16 protein-coding genes and 1 pseudogene are annotated in these 18559 nt (G+C 62.6%); 3 read left to right on the top strand and 14 right to left on the bottom strand.

From position 1 onward, the window contains the following. Positions 1 to 348: 348 nt before the first annotated feature. From GVL04_RS23405 to GVL04_RS23370, 8 genes are all read right to left on the bottom strand, one after another. The gene (locus tag GVL04_RS23405; protein WP_159708998.1) at positions 349 to 828 is read right to left on the bottom strand and encodes a phage tail protein; all 480 of its coding nucleotides are present in this window, start codon (positions 826 to 828) and stop codon (positions 349 to 351) included. 1 nt (position 829) lies between these two features. Next, on the bottom strand, positions 830 to 2233 hold the full coding sequence (locus GVL04_RS23400) for a phage tail sheath subtilisin-like domain-containing protein (protein WP_159708996.1): 1404 nt from the start codon (positions 2231 to 2233) through the stop codon (positions 830 to 832). 38 nt (positions 2234 to 2271) lie between these two features. Further along, entirely contained in the window at positions 2272 to 2964 is a 693-nt protein-coding gene (locus tag GVL04_RS23395; protein ID WP_159708994.1) for a hypothetical protein, read from the bottom strand. A gap of 96 nt (positions 2965 to 3060) precedes the next feature. Beyond that, positions 3061 to 3327 (bottom strand): hypothetical protein, encoded by a 267-nt coding sequence (locus tag GVL04_RS23390; RefSeq protein WP_159708992.1) that lies wholly within the window; start codon positions 3325 to 3327, stop codon positions 3061 to 3063. 198 nt (positions 3328 to 3525) lie between these two features. Beyond that, a complete protein-coding gene (locus tag GVL04_RS23385; RefSeq protein ID WP_159708990.1) occupies positions 3526 to 4005 on the bottom strand; it encodes a hypothetical protein in 480 nt (159 codons plus the stop codon). Between the two features lie 7 nt (positions 4006 to 4012). Further along, positions 4013 to 4627, bottom strand: coding sequence for a hypothetical protein (locus tag GVL04_RS23380; RefSeq protein WP_159708988.1), 615 nt, complete (start codon positions 4625 to 4627; stop codon positions 4013 to 4015). A gap of 27 nt (positions 4628 to 4654) precedes the next feature. Then, positions 4655 to 4990: a hypothetical protein gene (locus GVL04_RS23375; protein WP_159708987.1), complete on the bottom strand. Its 336-nt coding sequence runs from the start codon at positions 4988 to 4990 to the stop codon at positions 4655 to 4657. A 734-nt stretch (positions 4991 to 5724) separates the two neighbouring features. Then, complete coding sequence (locus tag GVL04_RS23370; protein WP_159708986.1) at positions 5725 to 7305, bottom strand: alkaline phosphatase; 1581 nt, start codon at positions 7303 to 7305, stop codon at positions 5725 to 5727. A 133-nt stretch (positions 7306 to 7438) separates the two neighbouring features. Between GVL04_RS23370 and GVL04_RS23365 the strand changes: the two genes are divergently transcribed. Continuing rightward, positions 7439 to 7849 (top strand): hypothetical protein, encoded by a 411-nt coding sequence (locus GVL04_RS23365; protein WP_235036422.1) that lies wholly within the window; start codon positions 7439 to 7441, stop codon positions 7847 to 7849. Here GVL04_RS23365 and GVL04_RS23360 read toward each other — a convergent pair. From GVL04_RS23360 to GVL04_RS23340, 5 genes are all read right to left on the bottom strand, one after another. After that, on the bottom strand, positions 7831 to 10278 hold the full coding sequence (locus GVL04_RS23360; RefSeq protein ID WP_159708985.1) for an HAD-IC family P-type ATPase: 2448 nt from the start codon (positions 10276 to 10278) through the stop codon (positions 7831 to 7833). The genes GVL04_RS23365 and GVL04_RS23360 overlap by 19 nt on opposite strands. A 144-nt stretch (positions 10279 to 10422) precedes the next feature. Beyond that, positions 10423 to 11436: a hydroxyacid dehydrogenase gene (locus GVL04_RS23355; protein WP_159708984.1), complete on the bottom strand. Its 1014-nt coding sequence runs from the start codon at positions 11434 to 11436 to the stop codon at positions 10423 to 10425. Continuing rightward, positions 11433 to 12365: a carbohydrate ABC transporter permease gene (locus tag GVL04_RS23350; protein WP_159708983.1), complete on the bottom strand. Its 933-nt coding sequence runs from the start codon at positions 12363 to 12365 to the stop codon at positions 11433 to 11435. Before GVL04_RS23350 ends, GVL04_RS23355 begins: the two co-directional genes overlap by 4 nt. Beyond that, positions 12362 to 13294: a carbohydrate ABC transporter permease gene (locus GVL04_RS23345; RefSeq protein WP_159708982.1), complete on the bottom strand. Its 933-nt coding sequence runs from the start codon at positions 13292 to 13294 to the stop codon at positions 12362 to 12364. The genes GVL04_RS23350 and GVL04_RS23345 overlap by 4 nt, the downstream gene beginning before the upstream one ends. A 70-nt stretch (positions 13295 to 13364) precedes the next feature. Further along, positions 13365 to 14678, bottom strand: a complete 1314-nt coding sequence (locus GVL04_RS23340; protein WP_159708981.1) for a sugar ABC transporter substrate-binding protein — start codon at positions 14676 to 14678, stop codon at positions 13365 to 13367. Positions 14679 to 14967: 289 nt separating this feature from the next. On the opposite strand from GVL04_RS23340, the gene GVL04_RS23335 reads away from it, so the two are divergent. Both GVL04_RS23335 and GVL04_RS23330 read left to right on the top strand, forming a co-directional pair. Then, positions 14968 to 16989, top strand: a complete 2022-nt coding sequence (locus tag GVL04_RS23335) for a PQQ-binding-like beta-propeller repeat protein (protein ID WP_159708980.1) — start codon at positions 14968 to 14970, stop codon at positions 16987 to 16989. 129 nt (positions 16990 to 17118) lie between these two features. Then, positions 17119 to 18198 (top strand): substrate-binding domain-containing protein, encoded by a 1080-nt coding sequence (locus tag GVL04_RS23330; protein WP_235036421.1) that lies wholly within the window; start codon positions 17119 to 17121, stop codon positions 18196 to 18198. A gap of 22 nt (positions 18199 to 18220) precedes the next feature. Here the strand turns inward: GVL04_RS23330 and GVL04_RS23325 are convergent. Continuing rightward, positions 18221 to 18559: pseudogene (locus GVL04_RS23325) on the bottom strand (ornithine cyclodeaminase family protein); the annotation flags it as partial.

Raw genomic sequence — 18559 nt, 5'->3', positions numbered from 1 at the left:
GGTGCGGGTTGAGCGGGCCTCGCAACGTTGGTGGGTTGGCTGGCGGGGGATCCAGGTCGAGCAGGGCGAAGCCGCAACAGGGGAATGCGTTGTGGGGCCCGCTGTGCGCGCCTAAGACGGGTCCAAGGGCGTAGAGCGGGCCCCGCAACGGGTGGGGCCAGCCCGGCGTCGCGGAGTAACCGGACCCAATGCTCGGGTGCGCCATCGGTGTCGAAGGCGCGCACCGGCGTCGTGCCTTCCGGCGAAACAGGCCCCACGGATTCAAAAGACCCACGCGGCCCACCATCCAGCCACGCAGCCACACCCCGCAACCGCCGCGCGGCCAACCGACGCCAGGAAAACCCAGGCTCAGGCGACGGGAGCGCGGGCATCGTCGAGCTCCAGGCGGTCGTACGCGATGCTGAGGGATTCGATGGCGAGGTCCTTGCCCAGGGCGTCAAGGGGTGCGCCGAACCAGTCGCATGGCCAGGCGCCCAGGAGGTTCCAGCGCCGGACTTCCACGGAGCCGGCGTCGTTGAGCATCGCGATGGACACGTTGCGCCGCTCCACTTTTCCGTCCACGGCCTTGAAGAGCCATTGGAGCATCTCGGTGGAATCGGTAAGCCCGTACTTCAAGGTCACTGGCGTGTATTCCACCTGTCCGGGGATGACGCGGACGGTGCTGTTCTCGCCGCCGGAGCGGTAGAGGATGCGGTCGATCTTCAGGCCGAGGCCTTCCACTTTGGTGAAATGGCCTTGGACGACGCCTTGGATGACGAGCTTGAAGTTGTAGGCCCGGTACGGGTCCACCACGTTGCCGGGCTGGGCGGCAGGTGTTGGGGTTGTCATGTCAGGCTCCTGCGCTCTCTGTCTCGCTGGTGTTGTCCGCCGACTGCATGAGCTTGAAGATCACGAACTCGGCAGGTTTCACGGGTGCGATCCCGATCAGCGTGACCACTTGCCCGGCGTCGCGGACCTCGGGTGGGTTGGTTTCCTCGTCGCATTTCACGAAGAACGCCTGTTGAGGAGTAGTCCCGAGCAAGGCTCCATCCCGCCAGACATTCGTCAGGAACGCACCGATGTCGCGGCGGATCGACTTCCACAAGGTGTGGTCGTTGGGCTCGAACACCACCCAGCGCGTCCCGTCCGCCACGGATTCCTTGATCATGTTGGTCAGTCTCCGGACGTTCACGTAGCGGTATTCGCTGGCCTCGGGCGCCTTGGTCCGGGCGCCCCAGATCCGGATGCCCTCGCCCGGGAAATAGCGGATGCAGTTCACGCCGGCCGGGTTCAAGACCTCCTGCTCGCCACGGCTCACCCGCCTCACAAGGTCGATCGCGCCTTGGATGGGCTCGTTGGCGGGCGCTTTGTGGACGCCGCGGGTCGCGTCAACGCGCGCCCACACTCCGGCGATATGGCCCGACGGCGGTTGCGTCACCTTTTTGCCGGACACGGGATCGATCATCACGATCCACGGGTAATAGAGTGCCGTGTAGCCGCCGGGGGATTGCGGGGCGCCGAGGTCCTGCTGCTCACCGGCCTCCGTAGTCGGGCCGGCTGACGCGGACGCGGCGGGGCGCGTCGAGTCGGGCCAGTCGGGAGCGTCGGAGGACACTGAAGAGGAGGACGACGACGGCGGGTTGCCGCCGGCGTCGTCCGTCTCCTCCGTTGCGTCCCCGGCTTCTGAAGCGTCGTCATCGGCGTCCGCGTCGGGCGTCGTGCCATCGTCTGCTTCCTCAGCCCGGGCGCCCTCTGGAACGCCTGACGTGGCCGCCCGGGTGAGCGCCCCGACGTCGTCCACTTTCTCCACCGTGTCCAGGATGGCCATGCGGTCCTGGCGGAGCGGATGCTCAACGTGTGCCTGCAGGGCGGCGTAGGCTTCGGCGGTGGCGAAACCAGGGGCGGCCACCATGGAGATGTCGTCTACGGCCTCGAACAGGGTGAGTCCCGTGGGCTTTGCGGCGGTCCCTGTGAGGCTGCCGTCCTGGCCGATGTTCACTACATAGCAACGGCTTCCTCCGTTGGAGAAGAAGCCGTACACAGCGTTCGAAAGCGGAGTGCCCGCTGTCGCGTTGCCGACGTATTGGTCCACGAACTGGGTCCAGTTGTCCAGGACTCGGAGCTCGTCAACCAAGGCGTCCCGGTTGGGAGCGAGGCCCACGAACCCGGCGATGCTGGTGTTGACCTGCCCAATCGCGCGTGCGCCGCTGGGCACTTCCTGGACATAAACGCCTGGCGCCTGATAGTTCGCCATGGTGCGCTCCCCTTTTTTCTGCCCGCTTCAGCGGGTGCTTAGGTCCACCGGATGATGACCGGCAGGCTGCTGGTGCTGGCCGAGACTTCCCGTTCGGTGCCGAGGACAGCCACGGCAAAGTGCTGGAGTTCATCCGTCGAGGCCAGGACCTCAAAGTGGCCGGTGGCATCGCTGACCACGGCCGTGGCGGAGGAATGGGCGTGGATGTAGGCGTCGGGGATGCCTTTGTTGTGGGCGTCCACGAGGCGTCCGTGGATTCGGCGGGCAACGCCTGTCTTGGCGATGAGCGGCTCCAGGACGGGAGGTCCGGAGGGTTCTTCGAAGCGGAGGGCAACAGGGATACGGACAAGGAAGCCCAGTCCTTGTCGGATGGCGCCGGAGTATTCCTCGGGACGGAATTCCCCGGTGGACACCACTGAATACTGGCTGTGGTGCTCTACTGCCAGCAGGAGCTTTTCCATGGTGTCGAGTTGTTCCGGACCATGGCATTCGACCGCAACCCGGAGTTCCAAGTCCAGGACCGGGCCGTCGCGGCGTGACCTTCCCACGCGGTTCAAGGTGATGGCGTGGACGGTCACGGGGGTGTCCGGAGGGGGAACATCTGCATTGGGGGAGCCGTCGTCGAACCGCACGCGCTGGGGAGTGATGGCGTCGGAAAGTACACCCATAAGGTCGGTCAACGACGAACGCACATAGCCCACGGCAGAACCCAGAACTCGAAAGGCGACCACTAATGCAACTGGGACTAGGGTACTCCCGCTGTTGCGCGTAGTCACTGGGGTTTCAGGGGTAATTCCATTCGATTGACGCAGGACCCGCCTCAGGCATCAGGCCGGCCGGTACGAGTATCGGTATTCCGACGGCGAGTAGTCGAACGCAGTCTTGAAGGCCCGGGAGAACGCCAGGTCGTTGACGAGATGGAACTCTCCGTAGCCGGCGGTGACCGGTTCACACTCAAGAGCCGGTTCGCGATGTTCCCAAACGTCCCCGAGTTGCTGAAGATGTTCCACACCTTCGCCGATGTCAACACCGCCGAAGACCTGAAACTGCCCATTCCCAAGCCAGCCCCACGGGACGGAGACGGGCTCCGGCAACCGAACATGCTTACATCAGCGGAGTCCCAGCTGCCGCGTTCCATAACCAAGGAAGTGGGACACGCGGACCGTTATTTCTAGCACCCTTTATCCTGACTCTCTGACAGTTTCACAGTGAAAAGATCGAGCCTGCACCCCTAATGGGGGTGCAGGCTCGATCCTTTGACCCAACGCCTTGGTTCTACCTGCGACGGGAGGTCATTCTGGCGAGGAGACGGACGTCTTCGTAGGCGTTGCCCTTGACCCCGGTGTCTGCTGGATTGAGGCCAGAGCCGTCACCAGCAGAGCCGCCACGGCGAGGAGCACCATCTGCGATTGCGAGCCACCTATGTAGCTTCTGAGAAGAACGTTGCCCACAAGGGCTTCACCCCCTGAAACCGTCGCACCAATGACATACGACACGGTCAGGAGCGCAGCCGGAACCAGGGCCGCGACGAATCTTCCCAGGCCAAACAAGCCGCCCAGGACCTGACGCAATAGTAGAACCGCGGTGAAGCTGATAACTACGATAACGAATTGGAGTTCCCACGGAAAACGCGGTGAAACACCGGCCGTCGGTCTACCTATAAGGTCAGCCACGTAGCCCCCTAGACTGGCATCGATGAAGATGCCTACATAACCAACGATGGTGAGGGCGACCAAGCTAATCAAGCTGGACAGCAATGTTCGAATAGCCATTTGACTCCTATTCAGGGAATTTCACGAAAGAGAAAGTGTCCGCTGCGCCCTCGATGGGAAGCTCACTAACAGGCGGGAGCCCGTCGTTGGGACGCTGAAGAACAAGCTGCCCGGCTCCTTCCGAACGCACTTGGTGTAGCACTCCGGCCTCTCGACGGGCAGCGACGGACGTCAGAGCACTGGTATCGACGTCTGCCGGCAACAAGTGAGCAACGACCTGCGAGGCTGGATCGGCGCCTGAGGCCATGGCCGTGAGCCCGTTGTGTACAAACTTTTCAACGGCAATACACGATGCTGTACTCGCCTGTTCAGGGCCATTCGTCTGGACGATGAGGCAAACCTCACGGCCTGAATGATCCTGACCAGTCGAGTACGTTGCCTTGTCGTCGACCGCGATAACCCTGACAGAGGCTTTGTCCACGCGGCTGATGATTGGTTTACCCAATTTGTCCGCAGCTGCGGAATCGGTTTGAACCTGTGCGGCGGCGAGAGCAGGAACGAGATCCGTTCCGCTGATGCTTCGCTGCTCTCCGGCAAGCGGAGGGGAAACCCCGACGCCAATGCTGACAACCGCAACGGCGCCAACGGAAAGGACTAACGCGGATGCTTTAGAAAGTTTCATTTTTCCCCCAAGAATTTCGAGTAGCTACTAACCAACATACTGATCACAAAGAAGCTGCGGGTTATGACGGGCTTCAGGGTAGGACGTGTTCCACCAGCACTTGCTTTCGCCATAGCGGTACAGGGCATGGCTGTAGCTGGACCAAGCTTGGCCCTGCGCAGCGCCCGTACTATATGCGTTGCCGTTGGCGTAGTTGTAGGTGCCGCCGTAGGACCAGGACTGGAACCCCAATGGCGGCGTGTACCCGACGTGGGTACCCCCGCCGGACAGGTTGTCAATGAACCCGCTGCCACGAACCTGGTTCGCGTAGTTGAAATCAGCGTGGTAGCGGCGGGTGTAGGCCTGAGCCGCCGTTGAGGCCATGATCACGAATACCAGCGCGAGCAGCGCTGCTACTAATAGCGTGATCGGACGTGTGATTTTAGTCTTACTTGCCTCTATTACTAATGCCGAGTTATACATAGAAACCCCCAAATCTAGCTTTTGCTTCGGACGTGGCGAGGCTAGTACGAACTCGAATTCTCCGCTTGTCATGCAGTTTTGAGGCCAATTCTGTGTAATTGACTGGAACTCAACGGAAAAACGTGAATCATCGCGTTCCTAGACGAAGGGCCGAAGCTGGATCCAGCTCGGGCCGTAAGCTGGCGATGCTTGACCGGTGGGGATGGATACCACTCAAGCTGTCCTAGTGCTCCCCAATTGAGTTGACACAATCAGAGCGTCCCAGCCAAGGTGTCCCACTTCCAAGGAAGTGGGACATGCACCCAACGCACTTCGCTCGGGGAGGCGCCACCCGCTCCTAGGTGCCAATTGAACTACGGCGAGCAGGCGATTCTCAGAAGTGATTTCCGTGTGTGTCGAGTTTCCGAAGCCCGGAGCCGTTGGGTCTGGAATCGAATTAGTTGACTCCGGGTCCGTGGAACCTAGGGCTGCGGGTGTTTGACGCCTCGTTTGAGCCGAGCGGCAACACGAACGCTCCGCCCATCATGATCGGCGAGAAAGCGCGGACCTGATTCTCGGCGCCTAACCCAAGTAGGTAACAGCACCTGTCGCAATGAGGGCTCATTGGAGCACGTGCTGCTACCTACTTGGGTGAATCAGGCGAGCCCCGGTACGCCGTCGTTGATCGTGAACGATTTCTTGGTGCTGACCGGCGCCCCCGGTGTGGTGACGTAGTCCAGCACCCGGAAGTCTGCGGTCATGGCGTCCTTGGTGATGCGCGTGTTCACGTAGCCGCGGTTGTCGTTGTAGAACTTCAGGTGCGGGTTCCACGCCATGGTGGGGTCACTAGTGGAACCCGTGCCATCACCGGTGGAAGTAATGGAGGAGCACACCAGTTCCGAGCCGACCACTGCTGCCGCCGGGTCCTTGTAGTCCACTTTGAGGTCGGTGGCCCAGTGGCGGTGGACGTCGCCGGTAAGTACGACGGCGTTGCGCACCTTGGCGTCCACCCAGCCTTGGGTGATGCGGCGGCGGGAGGCGGCGTAACCGTCCCAGCCGTCCATGGAGACGTCGTCGATCTCCGGCGCCTTGTCGCGGTCCCGCTCGGCGAAGAAGACCTGCTGGCCCAGGATGTCCCAGCGCTGCGTGGAGTTTTTGAAGCCGTCCAGCAGCCACTTTTCCTGCTCTGCACCGGTGATGGTGCGGTTTTCGTCCAGGCGCTCGGCGACGTTCTTCCGCCAGCCGTCACCCGCGAGCTGGTCGTCCCGGTACTGGCGGGTGTCCATCATGTGGAAGTTGGCCAGCTGGCCCCATTGGATGGTGCGGTAGATCTTCATGTCGAACCCGGCAGGGACCGAGGACGCTCGCAGGGGCATGTTCTCGTAGTACGCCTGGAATGCTGCCGAGCGACGCTGACGGAAATGCTCCGTGGTGTCGTTGAGTTGGCCGGGGTCGCTGTTCTCGGGGATCTCGTCCGCCCAGTTGTTGTCCACCTCGTGGTCGTCCCACACCACCAGCCAAGGCGCGATTGCGTGTGCGGCCTGCAGGTCGGCGTCGGCCTTGTACTGGGCGTGCCGCTGGCGGTAGCCGGCGAGGCTGACGGTTTCCGGTCCCTCATGATCGCGGGGGTTGCCGCCGCCGATCACGTAGCTGTCCTTCTTGTACTCGTAGAGGTAGTCGCCAAGATGCAGCACCAGGTCCGGGTGGTCCTCGGCCAGTCGCTTGTAGGCAGTGAAGTAGCCGTGTTCGTACTGGGCACAGCTGGCGAATGCCATTGCCAGCGCGGCGGGCGTCTCGCCGGGCGCCGGGCTTGTCAGCGTGCGGCCAATTTCGCTCACGTGCCGTCCGGTGCGGAAACGGTAGAAGTACTCCCGGCCCGGCCGGAGGCCCTTCAGTTCGACGTGAACCGAGTGGGCGGTTTCGATCCTGGCATGTTCGACGCCGCGGGCTACTACCCGGCGCATCGCGGGGTCTTCTGCGACCTCCCACGCGACGGCGACGTTGCGGGAAGGCATGCTGCCCAAGCCGTCTTCGGCCACGGGATTCACCGCCAGGCGGGTCCAGATGACGAAGCCGTCGGGCCACGGTTCGCCCGACGCGATGCCCAGCGTGAACGGATCGGCGCGGAGACCGGCGTCGTCCGCTGTTGAAACCCCGACGGCGGTACCTGGCAAGGCCGCGACGAGTCCGGCCCCGAGTCCGGCTGAGATGAGGGACCTGCGTGAAATGTTTTCCATTCACCCGACCTTAGGAAGCCCGGGTTGACTAAAGTCAAGGCTGGTGTGAATGAGTGGTTAATTGCGTGACAAAGGTTGTTATGCCGGGCCGAACCAGTGACGGCCCGCAGGAGGGCTCGTCTATGCTCAGTTCATGACTACGGGGGAGAGCCCTAAACGGCCTGGTGCGGTGACGTTCTCGGTGGTGCTGATGTATATCGGCGGCATCGCCCAAATCCTTCTCGGGATCCTGACGATTTTCCTGCGGTACACGCCGGAGGCCCAGTCCGGCGGCATTGCCCTGCCCATCACTTTGCTCGGGGCCGGCATGATTCTGTTCGGCTTGTTGGTGATCGGGTTGGCCTCCGGGGTGGCGCGGGGTAGTAACGCCGCCCGTCGTGGCGCAACAGCGGTCATGCTGATCGGGCTTGTTTTTGCCGTGCTGGACCTTATTGTTGCCGCTGACGGGGATTGGTCTGCTGTGATCTCGCAATCGATCGCCACGGTGGCCGTGCTGATTCCCTTGTGGTTCGGACGGGGACGCCGCTACTTCGAGACGCGCTGATTTGAGACCCGGTGATGCAGCGCCTCCTGGGCATCCCGGTAGGCAACGCGGCGATGAACGAAGCGGACGATCTCGATCAGCGCGATACAGGCCGCCGATGTTCCCAGGACCAGCAGCGCCGTGGGCAGCGTTGGATCGGTGAACTGCAGGAAGTCGCGGGCGATCGGAACTGAGTAGACCAGGACCAGTCCGACCATCATGGCGCCGATCACCAGCCCTTTGAAGCGCGTCACCGGGCGCGAGAGCACCACGAGTATCCAGATGCCGATGATCGCCAGGATGAGCGTGGACCCGGTCCGTATCTCCGCTTCCGGAATCTGAAGATTGGCGGCGAGGCGGGCGTAGGAGGCAAGCCCCAGGGTCACGGATACACCCGCTGGCACGGCGAAGGTCAGTGAGCGTCGGAGGAATCCCGGGATATAGCGCTGCGCGTTGGGCAGCAACGCCAGGAAGAACGCCGGAATGCCAATGGTCAGGCCGTCCGTTACCGAGAGCTGCCGTGGAAGGAACGGGAACGGCAGCAGGAGGATGCCGAAGGAGATGGCAAGAAAGGTGGCGTAGGCGGTCTTCGTAAGGAACAGCATGGAGACGCGCTCGATGTTGGCGATGACCTGCCGGCCCTCAGCCACCACGCTGGGCAGGTGGGAGAACTTGCCGTCCAGGAGCACCAGCCGGGCAACAGCCTTGGTAGCGGCGGCACCTGAGTTCATGGCGACACCGATATCGGCTTCCTTGATGGCCAAGGCGTCGTTCACCCCGTCGCCGGTCATGGCCACTGTATGGCCGGCCGCCTTCAACGCCACCACGATCCGCTTCTTCTGGTCCGGGGTGACCCGGCCGAAAACGACGTTGTTGTTGATGACCTCCAGGAATTCCTGGTCATCGTCCGGCAACTCGCGGGCATCAAAGCCGTGCGGTGCATCCAGGCCAACCTCGCGGGCAATGGCAGCCACGGTCTGCGGGTTGTCACCCGAAATGATCCGGACGTCAACATCCTGAGCGGCGAAGTACGTGAGCGTCTCCGCAGCATCGGGACGGATGTTCTCCTTGAACGTCAGGAGCACCACCGGGACGGCGTCTGCTGGGACGGTCTCGTCGTCGGTGGGTGTGCCGTGGGCCAGGACCAGCGTGCGGCGACCGGTGGTAGCCAATTCCGCGGCCCGTGTGGAGAGCTGCTGAAGCACGGGATCGGCCGAGTTGCGTGCTGGAAAGACCATTTCGGGGCCGCCCAGAACCCACATTCCGTCGTCGAAAATCACTGCGCTCCACTTGCGGGCTGACGAGAACGGCACCCGGTCAAGCGGGAGTCCGGGTTGCTGGTCGAAGTGCCCGGCGAGACTGCGGGCCGTTGCGTTGGCATCCTTCTGAACCCCGTACCAGGAGAGCACGGACTCCCACCCTGGACGGTCGGTCAGGGGATGCGCGGCATCGAAAATGATGTCGCCTTGCGTGAGTGTGCCGGTCTTGTCGAGGCAGATGATGTCCACGCGTGCCAGTCCCTCGACGGCCGGAAGCTCCTGCACCAGCACTTGCTGACGGGCGAGTTTCACCGCGCCCACGGCGAAGGTAATGCTGGTCATCAGCACCAACCCGAGGGGGACCATGGCGACGACGGAGGCGATGGTCGCCGTCGCTGCGTCCCGCCATGCGCCACTTGCGGAGGCCTCTGCCCACCCGCCCTGGGCGATCATCTGGGCGTTCAGGACCAACAACGCCACGGGGCCGACGAACCACGTGACCCATTTGAGGACGCGGTCAATCGACGAGCGAAGTTCCGAGGCCACCAGGGAGAAGCGCTTTGCTTCGGCAGCGAGGGAGTTCGCGAAGGAATCCGCGCCCACCCGGTCCACCACCGCTGTGCCTTCCCCTGCGACCACCACGGACCCGGACAGGACGCGATCGCCGTCGGCCTTTTCCACAGCGTCGGATTCTCCCGTGAGCATGGATTCATCGACTTGGAGGCCACGGGATGCGGACACCAGCCCGTCGGCGGGCACCTGGTCACCGGCCCGCAGGACAAGGGTGTCGTCCAGCACCACATCGTCCAGGTCGATTTCTGCCTCGGACCCTTCACGCATCACCCGGGCATGCGGGGCGTTCAGCAAAGCCAGACGGTCCAAAGCCCGCTTTGCCCGGTATTCCTGGACACTGCCGATCACAGCGTTGGCGATGGCACTGAAGCCGAACAGGGCATCCTGCCAGCGGCCGATCGCGAAAAGGACGATGAAGCAGGCCAGGATGATGCCGTTGAACAACGTGAGCACGTTGGCGCGGACAATGCTCCACACGCTGCGGCTGGTGTCCTGGACGAATGCGTTGGTTTGTCCCGCGGCCACCCTTTCGGCGACCTCGGCTGTGCTCAAACCCTGCACCGACGCCCCCACGAAACGGACGGCAGCCCCTGAAGGGTCCTTCTCGTTTTCCGGCACCCAAGCCCCCTGCTGTCGAGCCGATCCAACATCGATCCAAGGAACTGAGTCTGTCCAAGGATGGGTGGAGCGATGCGTCTGAGTATGCCAGCCAGGGGGCGTTATGTCGCCGTCGTCGGTGTCTTGGTGTGATGAGCGTGAAGCTTATGCCGTGAAGGCGAGGTCCTTCGCGTGGAGCCTGTGGAGGAGTGGTTCGCCCCGCGAGATCCGCGTGGCTTCCTCAATGGTGCTGACCGCCATGCGCTCAAGTTCCATGCCCAGTGAACCCGCCAGGTGCGGGGTGAGGAGCACGTTGGGGTGCGTGTAGAAGCCCGAATCCGCGGGGAGCACCCAGGGTGTGGTGACGTCCAGGACCGCGTACAGGTCGCCTTCCTCGATGCGTCGGAGCAGGGCGTCCTGGTCCACAAGTTCACCGCGGGCGGTGTTGATGAACGTAGCCCCTGGCTTGAAGCTGGCCACCAGCCCTGGGTGGATCATGTTGTACGTGGACGGGAGCGACGGCGCGTGGAGGCTGACGACGTCGCAACTGGCCACCAGTTCCTCCAGGCTGAGAAGTTCGACGCCGAGCACGGCTGCCGCAGCATCGTCCAGATAGGGGTCGGAGACGAAGACCTCGACGTCGTAGGACTTCAGGAGGCGGATGACGTGCTTGCCGATCCTGGATGCTCCGATGATGCCCACGCGCTTGCCGAAGTTGCCCATATCCGGGAACACCTGGTCCGGCTCGATTTCGCTCTTTTCCGAGTGCAACTTCCGGGCGATCTGCAGGACCCGCTTGTTGGCCAACAGGATCATGGCCACCGTGTACTCGGCTACAGGAATGGAGTTGGCATCGGCAGCCGTGCTGATTTCGATGCCCCTGTCCCAGCACTCCCCACCCACATGGTGTTTGATGGTGCCACCCGCGTGGAGGACGTGGGTCAAGCGCGGGGCCGCGGCCAGCGCTGCAGCATCGAGCCTCGGGCAGCTCCAGCCGGTGATGAGGATGTCCGTTTCGGCGAGGAGCTCCAGCGAACGGGGTGACGTGAAATCTTCCATGGGTTCCGGGCTGAGAAGCCTCAGGCCGGGTGCCAGGGAGTCCAGCCGACGCTGGGGAAAAACACGGGATACGACGCCGGGACCCATGGCAAGCGCGACGTTCAGTGGAGGTGTGGTCACTTGACGCTCCCTGCGGTGAGGCCGGACTTCCAGAACCGCTGCAGCATGATGAAGGCCACCAGCAGGGGAATGATGGACAAGAGCGAGCCCGTGATGACCATGGGCGTGAACTCAGGCTGCGGAACTGAATAGCCCTGCCAGATGGAGATGCCGACGCTGACGGGCAGGAGTTGCTGGTCCTGGAGCATCACCAGCGGGAGCATGAAGTTGTTCCAGACGCCCACAAATTGGAACAGGGCGATGGTGATGTAGCCGGGCATCATCATGGGCAGGCCCAGGGAGAAGAAGGATCGGACAGGTCCGGCGCCGTCCATGCGTGCGGCCTCGAGTGTTTCAGCCGGCACGTAGCTGGCGGAGTAAACCCGTGCCAGGTAGACGCCGAACGGGTTGCACAGGACCGGGATGAGGATGGCCCAGATGGTGTTGGTCATGCCTACCAGGGAGGCCAGGAGGTACATGGGCAGCACGGTGGCGGTGTTCGGAATCAGCACGCCCACCAGGACGAAGCCGAACAGTGAGTCCTTCCACCGGAACTGGAACTTGTCGAACGCATACCCGGCCATGACCGAAATCAGGCTGCCGAACACGGCACCAACGCCGGCGTACATCACGGAGTTGCCCAGCCAACGGAAGAACAGCCCGCCGTCCTGCTTGGCCACGTTGGCGATGTTCTCGAACAAGGAGAAGTTCCCCAAGGCATAGGCGCTGGTGCCGTACAGGTCTGCAGCGTTCTTGGTGGAGGCGAAAACCAGCCACAGGACCGGGACCACCATGTAGGCGGAACCGATGATCAGGAGTCCGTTGACCGTGAGCTTGCTGGCAAAGCCGCCACCGCGGTTGGAGCTGCCGCGGTTGGAACGGAATCCGTTGCGGCGGGTCGCTGGTTTCGTCGGGGCCGTGCGGGGGCGGGAGAGTATCGAGGCGCTCATGATTTGTTCATCCTGGAGCTAAGGCGGGTGACGGCCAGGGACAGGATTGCGGCCAATCCGGCGATGATGATGGAGGCCGCCGCGGCCTGGTTAAGGTTGTGGCGGATGAAGGCCGCGTCATAGGCCCAAAGGTTGGGAACCCACGTACTGGTCACGGAGGCGGTGGCCTTGGAAATGATGTTCGGCTCCGTGAACAGCTGCAGGGTGCCGATGATAGTGAAGAGCATGATGACGCTCAGCGCCGGCAGGATCAGCGGGAACTTGATGCTGACAGCTGCACGGATTTCGCCGGCCCCATCCACACGGGCGGCTTCCAGGATTTCCCGGGGAACTGCCTGCAAGGCGGTGAACAGGATGATCACGTTGTAGCCGGTCCATTCCCAGACGCCGATGTTCACAATGGACGGGAGCACCATATGTGCGTCCAGGAAGTTGATCTGGATCCCGCCGCCCTGGAGGGCCTGGACCAGCGGGCTGATGCCCGGGGTGTAGAGGTAAGCCCAAATCAGGGCGGCGATGACGCCCGGAACTGCGTGCGGAAGAAACACCAACAGCTGGAAAAGCTTGCGGGCCTTGGCCACCGTTGCATCCATGAGGAGGGCGAAGACCACTGCCCCACCCACCATGCAGGGAATGTAGATCAGGCAGTACAACCCCAGGCGGGCGATGCCTTCCACAAATGTTTCGGACTGGAACACCTGTACGTAGTTCTCAAGTCCGACGAACACGGTCTTGGCTTCCCCGAAGCCCAGCCCGGACTTCTGCTGCGAGTGGAAACTCAGCACCAGCGAGTAGATCACCGGTGCAATCATTGCGATTGCGAAGACCGCGAAGAAGGGGACCAGGAACAGCGCAGCAGTCCGTCCGCCGGTTCCCGCAAGTGCGCGGCCTTGGCGGCGCACTGTGGTGGTGAGGGCCTGGGTGGCCATGGGATTCTCCTAGCTTGGAGGGGGCCTCTTCAAGAGGCCCCCCGCCTGTGTGGCTACTCGGTTGAAGAGGCTATTCCGTAACGGACAGGCCGGCCTGCTTCAGGCCGCCCACGGTGGCGTCCTGGGCAGTGTCGACGGCGTCATGGATGGTGCCTCCGGTGGTCAGCTTGCCGTAGGCGTCCTTGAGGGCGGTGTTGGTGATGTCCCAGTTGGGTCCCCACTGCCAGCCCGGGGTGATGGTGCCGTAGGCCTTGTTGAAGACCTCGTAGATGTCGTTACCGAAGTAGCTGGCGTCGTAAGCCTTCTGGGCCACGGGCGTCAGGCCCGGGAAGGCAAGGAAGGCCGAACCGGTGTTGCCGCGGGCTTTGATGGCTTCCTGGTTGGTGGTGAGGAACTCGACGAACTTGGCTGCCGCTGCCGGGTTCTTGCTGCTCTTGGTCACGTTGAAGCTGGACCCGCCATAGAAGGCTCCGGACTCGTTGCCCCACGTCGGCAGTTCCGCAGCGATCCACTGGCCCTTTTGTCCGCTGGCTTCGGTGCGCTTCTGGATGCCCGTGGCGCTCCAGTTGGCGCCCAGGACGCCAACAACCGTGCTGTTGGCGAGGTCCAGGCTCCACTCATCGCTGTAAGCCTGGGTGACCTTGACGATCTTCTGGTCGATCAGCTTCTGCCAGTAGCTGGCCACCTTCTGCGTGGCTTCGTCATTGACGCCCACCTTCCAGCTCTCGCCTTCGGTGCCGAACCACTTGGCACCTGCCTGCCAGGCCAAACCGGCGCTCGCCGCTACCTCGTTGGGGTTGAAGCTGGCCAGGTAGGAGTCAGGCGCTACGGCCTTGAGCTTTTTGCCTGCCTCTTCGAATTCGTCCCAGGTTTTGGGGACCCCGACGCCGGCCTTGTCCAGCATGTCTTTGCGGTACCACATGAGCATGGGGGCTGCGTCGTACGGAAGTGCGTAGGTCTTCTCACCGAACTGGACCAAAGCCTTGGTTTCGTCCGTGAGCTTGTCCACGGTCTCGGCCTTGTTGATCAGGCCATCGAGCGGGATCACCTGGCTGTTGCTGACGAACTGGGGCAACTGCGGGTACTCAATGGTGGCGACGTCCGGGCCGTTGCCGGCCGTGATGGCGGTGGAAAGCTTCGCATAGCCGCCGTTGGCGCCGTTGGGGATGGTCTCGAAGCTGACCTTGATCTTGTCCTGGCTGGCGTTGAACGCCTCGGCCACCTTGTCCATGCCTGCCAAAGAAGACCAGAAGGTGATGGAACCCGTGGGATCTTCTGTGGGCGTGGGAGCAGAGGAAGTGCTGGGGCCCGTGCCGCAGGCTGCAAGCAGCAGGGTGCTGGCGGCCAGGCCGGCCACCCCTGCAAATAGGTGACGACGCTTCATGGTGTTCTCCTTTGAAGACTGTGCGATGCGAAGAGGGGACATGTGGTTGGGGCCACACGCGATGAATCCATGTAATCCGCAAGTTCGAACATCTTCAATATTTCAAACAAATTCAAACATTCTGCTGGGGGAAAAATCGCCGTCAGGGGCAGATGAGGCCAAAGAATCTGCAACCGTTTGTGTTTGAACGAACAGAAACGCTGGACGACGTTCGCTCGACGCTGCTATGAATTCTGGACACCCGAACGGCGACTACTGAAAAAGTCACTACCTAAGAACAGGGATTCCAATGGAGAAATCGAACATCAGCAGGCGGGCAGTCCTACAGGTCGGCGGTGCTGCGTCCCTCGCCGCCGCCATCGGCATGGCAGCCGGCCAACCGGCGTCGGCGTCCGCCTTCCTTGCGTCCAAGCCGAAGGCGACGGAAATCCTGGACCTGGGTCCCGCCGTCGTACAGTTCTCGCTGATGAGCGGGCTGCTGGTGGGCGACGTTCTTTACATCGGTTCCCGCAACCTGGAGCCGGTCCGGATCATCGCCTTCCATGTCCCCACCGGAAAGGTCATCGGCCAGACCGAGCTCACCAACGGGCACTCCATCCAGACCCTGGCTGCTGACGCCTCGGGCCGTTACCTCTACGCCGGTGTTCTGCAGAAGTCGACAGGCACGCAGCCGAACCTCTTCCGCTGGGACCTCAACAGCCTTGGCACCAAGGCCGCGGCGATCGGCTACATCGGCGACCGGGATGTCCGTGACCTCAGCGTGGCGCCCAACGGACGCCTCTATATTGTCGGTGGCGGAAGCCCCACGGCGCCGGCGCTGTGGGAGTTCGACCCCGCCACCAATCAGATCACCAGCCTCGGCATCCCCGATGCCGGCGCCACTCTTGCCCGTGCCGTGGCCGCTACCGACTCCACGATCTTCTTCGGTGCCGGCAGCACGCTCAATGGTGGCAGCGGCGCCAGCCGGGCCTGTTTGTTTGCTTACGACCGCGCTGCCAAGACCTTCACCAACGTCACTCCGGCTGAAATGCTGAAGGATCCCAGCATCCGCGACCTTGGCATCGTGGGAGACAAACTGATGGTGAGCTCCGCCGGTTCACTGGAGAACTCCAAGATCGCCGCTGTGAACCTCAGCAACCCGAAGACGTATGTGCAGGCCCTGTCCGAGGGGAAGACTGCCAAGAACTTTGCGGCCATCGGGGATAAGGTCTACTTCGCCAACGAGACCGGGCTGGTGGCCTACAGCTTGTCGGCCAACGCAATATCGGCTGTGCCGTACCAAGGGCCTTCGTTGGGTGAAATCTGGGGCGTCGACGCCTTGGGCGGCAAGCTGCTGGTCACCTCGGGCTACGGCTTCGTCGCTGAAATTGACCCGGCAACAGGAACCACCAAAACTACCGACCTCGGCGAAGCCGGCGCACCCTCTGATCCGCAATCGGTGATGGGAATTGCTGCCGGAGCAGGCTACGTCTATGTGGGAGGCAACGGCGTCATTGCGCGCCGCTCGCTCCGGACAGGGGAAGTTACCAATATGCTCGCCCCTGGTGAAGCGAAAGATGCGATCGTGGTCAACGGTGCCCTGTATACAGGGCAGTACAGTGGCCAGGGCATTTGGAGCTACGACCCCCGGAATGGGAAGCCGATCACGCAGGTGGCGGAATTCCCCAAGGAACAGAACCGACCCCTGGACGTCTGCTGGGACGAGCGCAACAAACTGGTCCTCGTGGCGGCGCAGGCGGACACCGAGGGCGGTGGTTCGCTGTGGACTTATGACCCGCGCACCGGTAAGAAGGGCTTCTTCCTGAATCCGATCGACAACGTGCAGTTGCTCCGGGCGGTGGCGTCCCGCGACGGCGTGGCCTATTTGGGGGGCGGCAATCCAGGTCTCGATGGCGCAGGAACCGTGGTGGCATTCAACCCTGTGGCAGGGAAGGAATTGTGGCGGCTGGATGCCGGGGAAGGGGCGGGCATCGCGGCCCTCGCCGTACAGGGTAAGTACCTCTACGGTGTGACGCGCAAGGGCGGTCTTTTTGTCCTAGACCTCCCCAAACGCAAGATTGTGCACCGTTCGGACATCAGCGCCGTGAGTTCCGGCTTCGCCGCCTTGGTGACAAACCGCGGTGCTGTCTACGGCGTCTCGAATACGCACGTCTTCCGCTTCGATCCCAAGACCTTCGAGGTAGCCACCGTGGTAACTGATATCGACGGCGCCTGGTACAGCGGCGCACATATCAACAACGATGAGGACGGTTACCTTTATACGATGCGGGGCCGGAACCTCGTGCGGATCAACGACCACCCCCGGCGGTAGTGGCTGGCGTTGCGGGGACCGCATTGCGTGCTCTGGCGAGTGTTTAAGGCGCAGAGCGGGCCCCGCAACGCTGTTTGTATTCGGTCATTTATGCTTGTTTGAACATTGGGATTCCGGAAGAGGATTGGCATGCTCAGCGGGGAACGCCACGAGAAGATACTCCGTGAGTTGGAGCTGCGCGGGACCCTGACCGTGAACGAGTTCGCCGAGAAGAGCGGCCAGTCCACCATGACCATCCGCCGGGACCTGACGCAGCTTGCGGCCCAGGGCCTGCTGAGGAGGGTCCACGGCGGTGCAGTCCGGATGGTCGTGGAGCGGCCCGGTGACACCGTGCACCGGCGCGCCCGTCAACCGCTGGCCACCTTGGGACTCATTGTCCCCACTACCGGCTATTACTTCCCCGAAGTCATCCGCGGCGCCGAAGCTGCAGCCAGAGCGCTGAATGCGCGGCTCATCCTCGGCGTGAGCAATTACTCCGCCGAGGACGAGTTCCGGCAGCTCCAACGTATGGTGGCCAACGCCGTGGATGGGATACTCCTGGCAACCGCTGGACCCCTTGAGCCTGGTTCGCCGACGTTCGAATTGCTGTCCGGCCTGCGCATCCCCGTGGTGCTTGTGGAACGCTCCAGCCGGGTTTTCGAATCTGTGATGTCCGATCACAGCTACGGCGCAGAGCTGGCAATCGAGCATCTTGCCTCCCTTGGTCACCGCCGTATTGGTCTGGCGATCGCCACCAGTCCCACGGCCCCTTGGCTCCGTGAAAGCCATGAGCGCATGGTGGCCAAGTTGGGACTGGAAACTGATGCCCCCATCATGGAATATGTCCGGTCAGTAGTGGGTGCAGGAAACAACCAGAAAGAGTTCGCGAAGTTCCTCAAAGACTGCCGGCGCACTGATACCCACGCTGCCCTGGTCCTTCCCGATGAGGAAGCCATCACCCTTATCAACCTCGCCGAGGAGTCCGGCGTCGACGTGCCGGAGGACCTGGCAATCGTCGCCTATGACGACGAAGTGGCTGACCTCGCCCCCGTGCCGCTCACTTCCATCGCCCCGCCAAAACGCGACGTCGGATACGCGGCGGTGACCATGTGCATGGAACGCCTCGCGGGAAAGACCGGATCGGCTGTTTCGCCTGCCCTCCGCCGCGTGAGCCTTGCCCCGAAGCTGATCATCCGGGAGTCAACGGTGCTGGGGGAGCACGAGGAGTAGGGACGCAGTCGACTCGTGGATTTCAGCGGGACATGTCAATGGCCGTTCCGAGGCCGTTCCGGAGGGCTGCGTCATAGAGCAGACGACCGATGGCCAGGTCCTGCATGCCGATGCCGACTGAATTGAAAAGTGTGATGTCGTCGTCGTTGTCACGCCCGGCTGACTGCCCGGAAATGACCGCACCGAGTTCACCCCGCACGTCGTCAAGCGACATGGATCCTTCGGACACTGCCAGCATGAGGTCGCCTGATTTCTGGATGGCGGTTTCCATGCTGTCGACGAAAACCTTGGAGCGGCCCATCCCGTCCGAATCTATTTCACGGTGGGTGGGCCGGGGGCGGGCCCCCACTGCATTGATGTG

The sequence above is a fragment of the Arthrobacter sp. 18067 genome (genome assembly GCF_902706295.1).
GTDB lineage: Bacteria > Actinomycetota > Actinomycetes > Actinomycetales > Micrococcaceae > Arthrobacter.
The sequence above is the reverse complement of the archived record's forward strand: the minus strand, read 5'-3'. Positions and strand labels throughout refer to the sequence as shown.

Coding starts and splice junctions, on each gene's coding strand:
- GVL04_RS23405 (WP_159708998.1), bottom strand. CDS start 828: ATGACAACCCCAACACCTGCCGCCCAGCCCGGCAACGTGGTGGACCCG.
- GVL04_RS23400 (WP_159708996.1), bottom strand. CDS start 2,233: ATGGCGAACTATCAGGCGCCAGGCGTTTATGTCCAGGAAGTGCCCAGC.
- GVL04_RS23385 (WP_159708990.1), bottom strand. CDS start 4,005: ATGGCTATTCGAACATTGCTGTCCAGCTTGATTAGCTTGGTCGCCCTC.
- GVL04_RS23380 (WP_159708988.1), bottom strand. CDS start 4,627: ATGAAACTTTCTAAAGCATCCGCGTTAGTCCTTTCCGTTGGCGCCGTT.
- GVL04_RS23375 (WP_159708987.1), bottom strand. CDS start 4,990: ATGGCCTCAACGGCGGCTCAGGCCTACACCCGCCGCTACCACGCTGAT.
- GVL04_RS23370 (WP_159708986.1), bottom strand. CDS start 7,305: ATGGAAAACATTTCACGCAGGTCCCTCATCTCAGCCGGACTCGGGGCC.
- GVL04_RS23365 (WP_235036422.1), top strand. CDS start 7,439: ATGACTACGGGGGAGAGCCCTAAACGGCCTGGTGCGGTGACGTTCTCG.
- GVL04_RS23350 (WP_159708983.1), bottom strand. CDS start 12,365: ATGAGCGCCTCGATACTCTCCCGCCCCCGCACGGCCCCGACGAAACCA.
- GVL04_RS23345 (WP_159708982.1), bottom strand. CDS start 13,294: ATGGCCACCCAGGCCCTCACCACCACAGTGCGCCGCCAAGGCCGCGCA.
- GVL04_RS23340 (WP_159708981.1), bottom strand. CDS start 14,678: ATGAAGCGTCGTCACCTATTTGCAGGGGTGGCCGGCCTGGCCGCCAGC.
- GVL04_RS23335 (WP_159708980.1), top strand. CDS start 14,968: ATGGAGAAATCGAACATCAGCAGGCGGGCAGTCCTACAGGTCGGCGGT.
- GVL04_RS23330 (WP_235036421.1), top strand. CDS start 17,119: ATGCTCAGCGGGGAACGCCACGAGAAGATACTCCGTGAGTTGGAGCTG.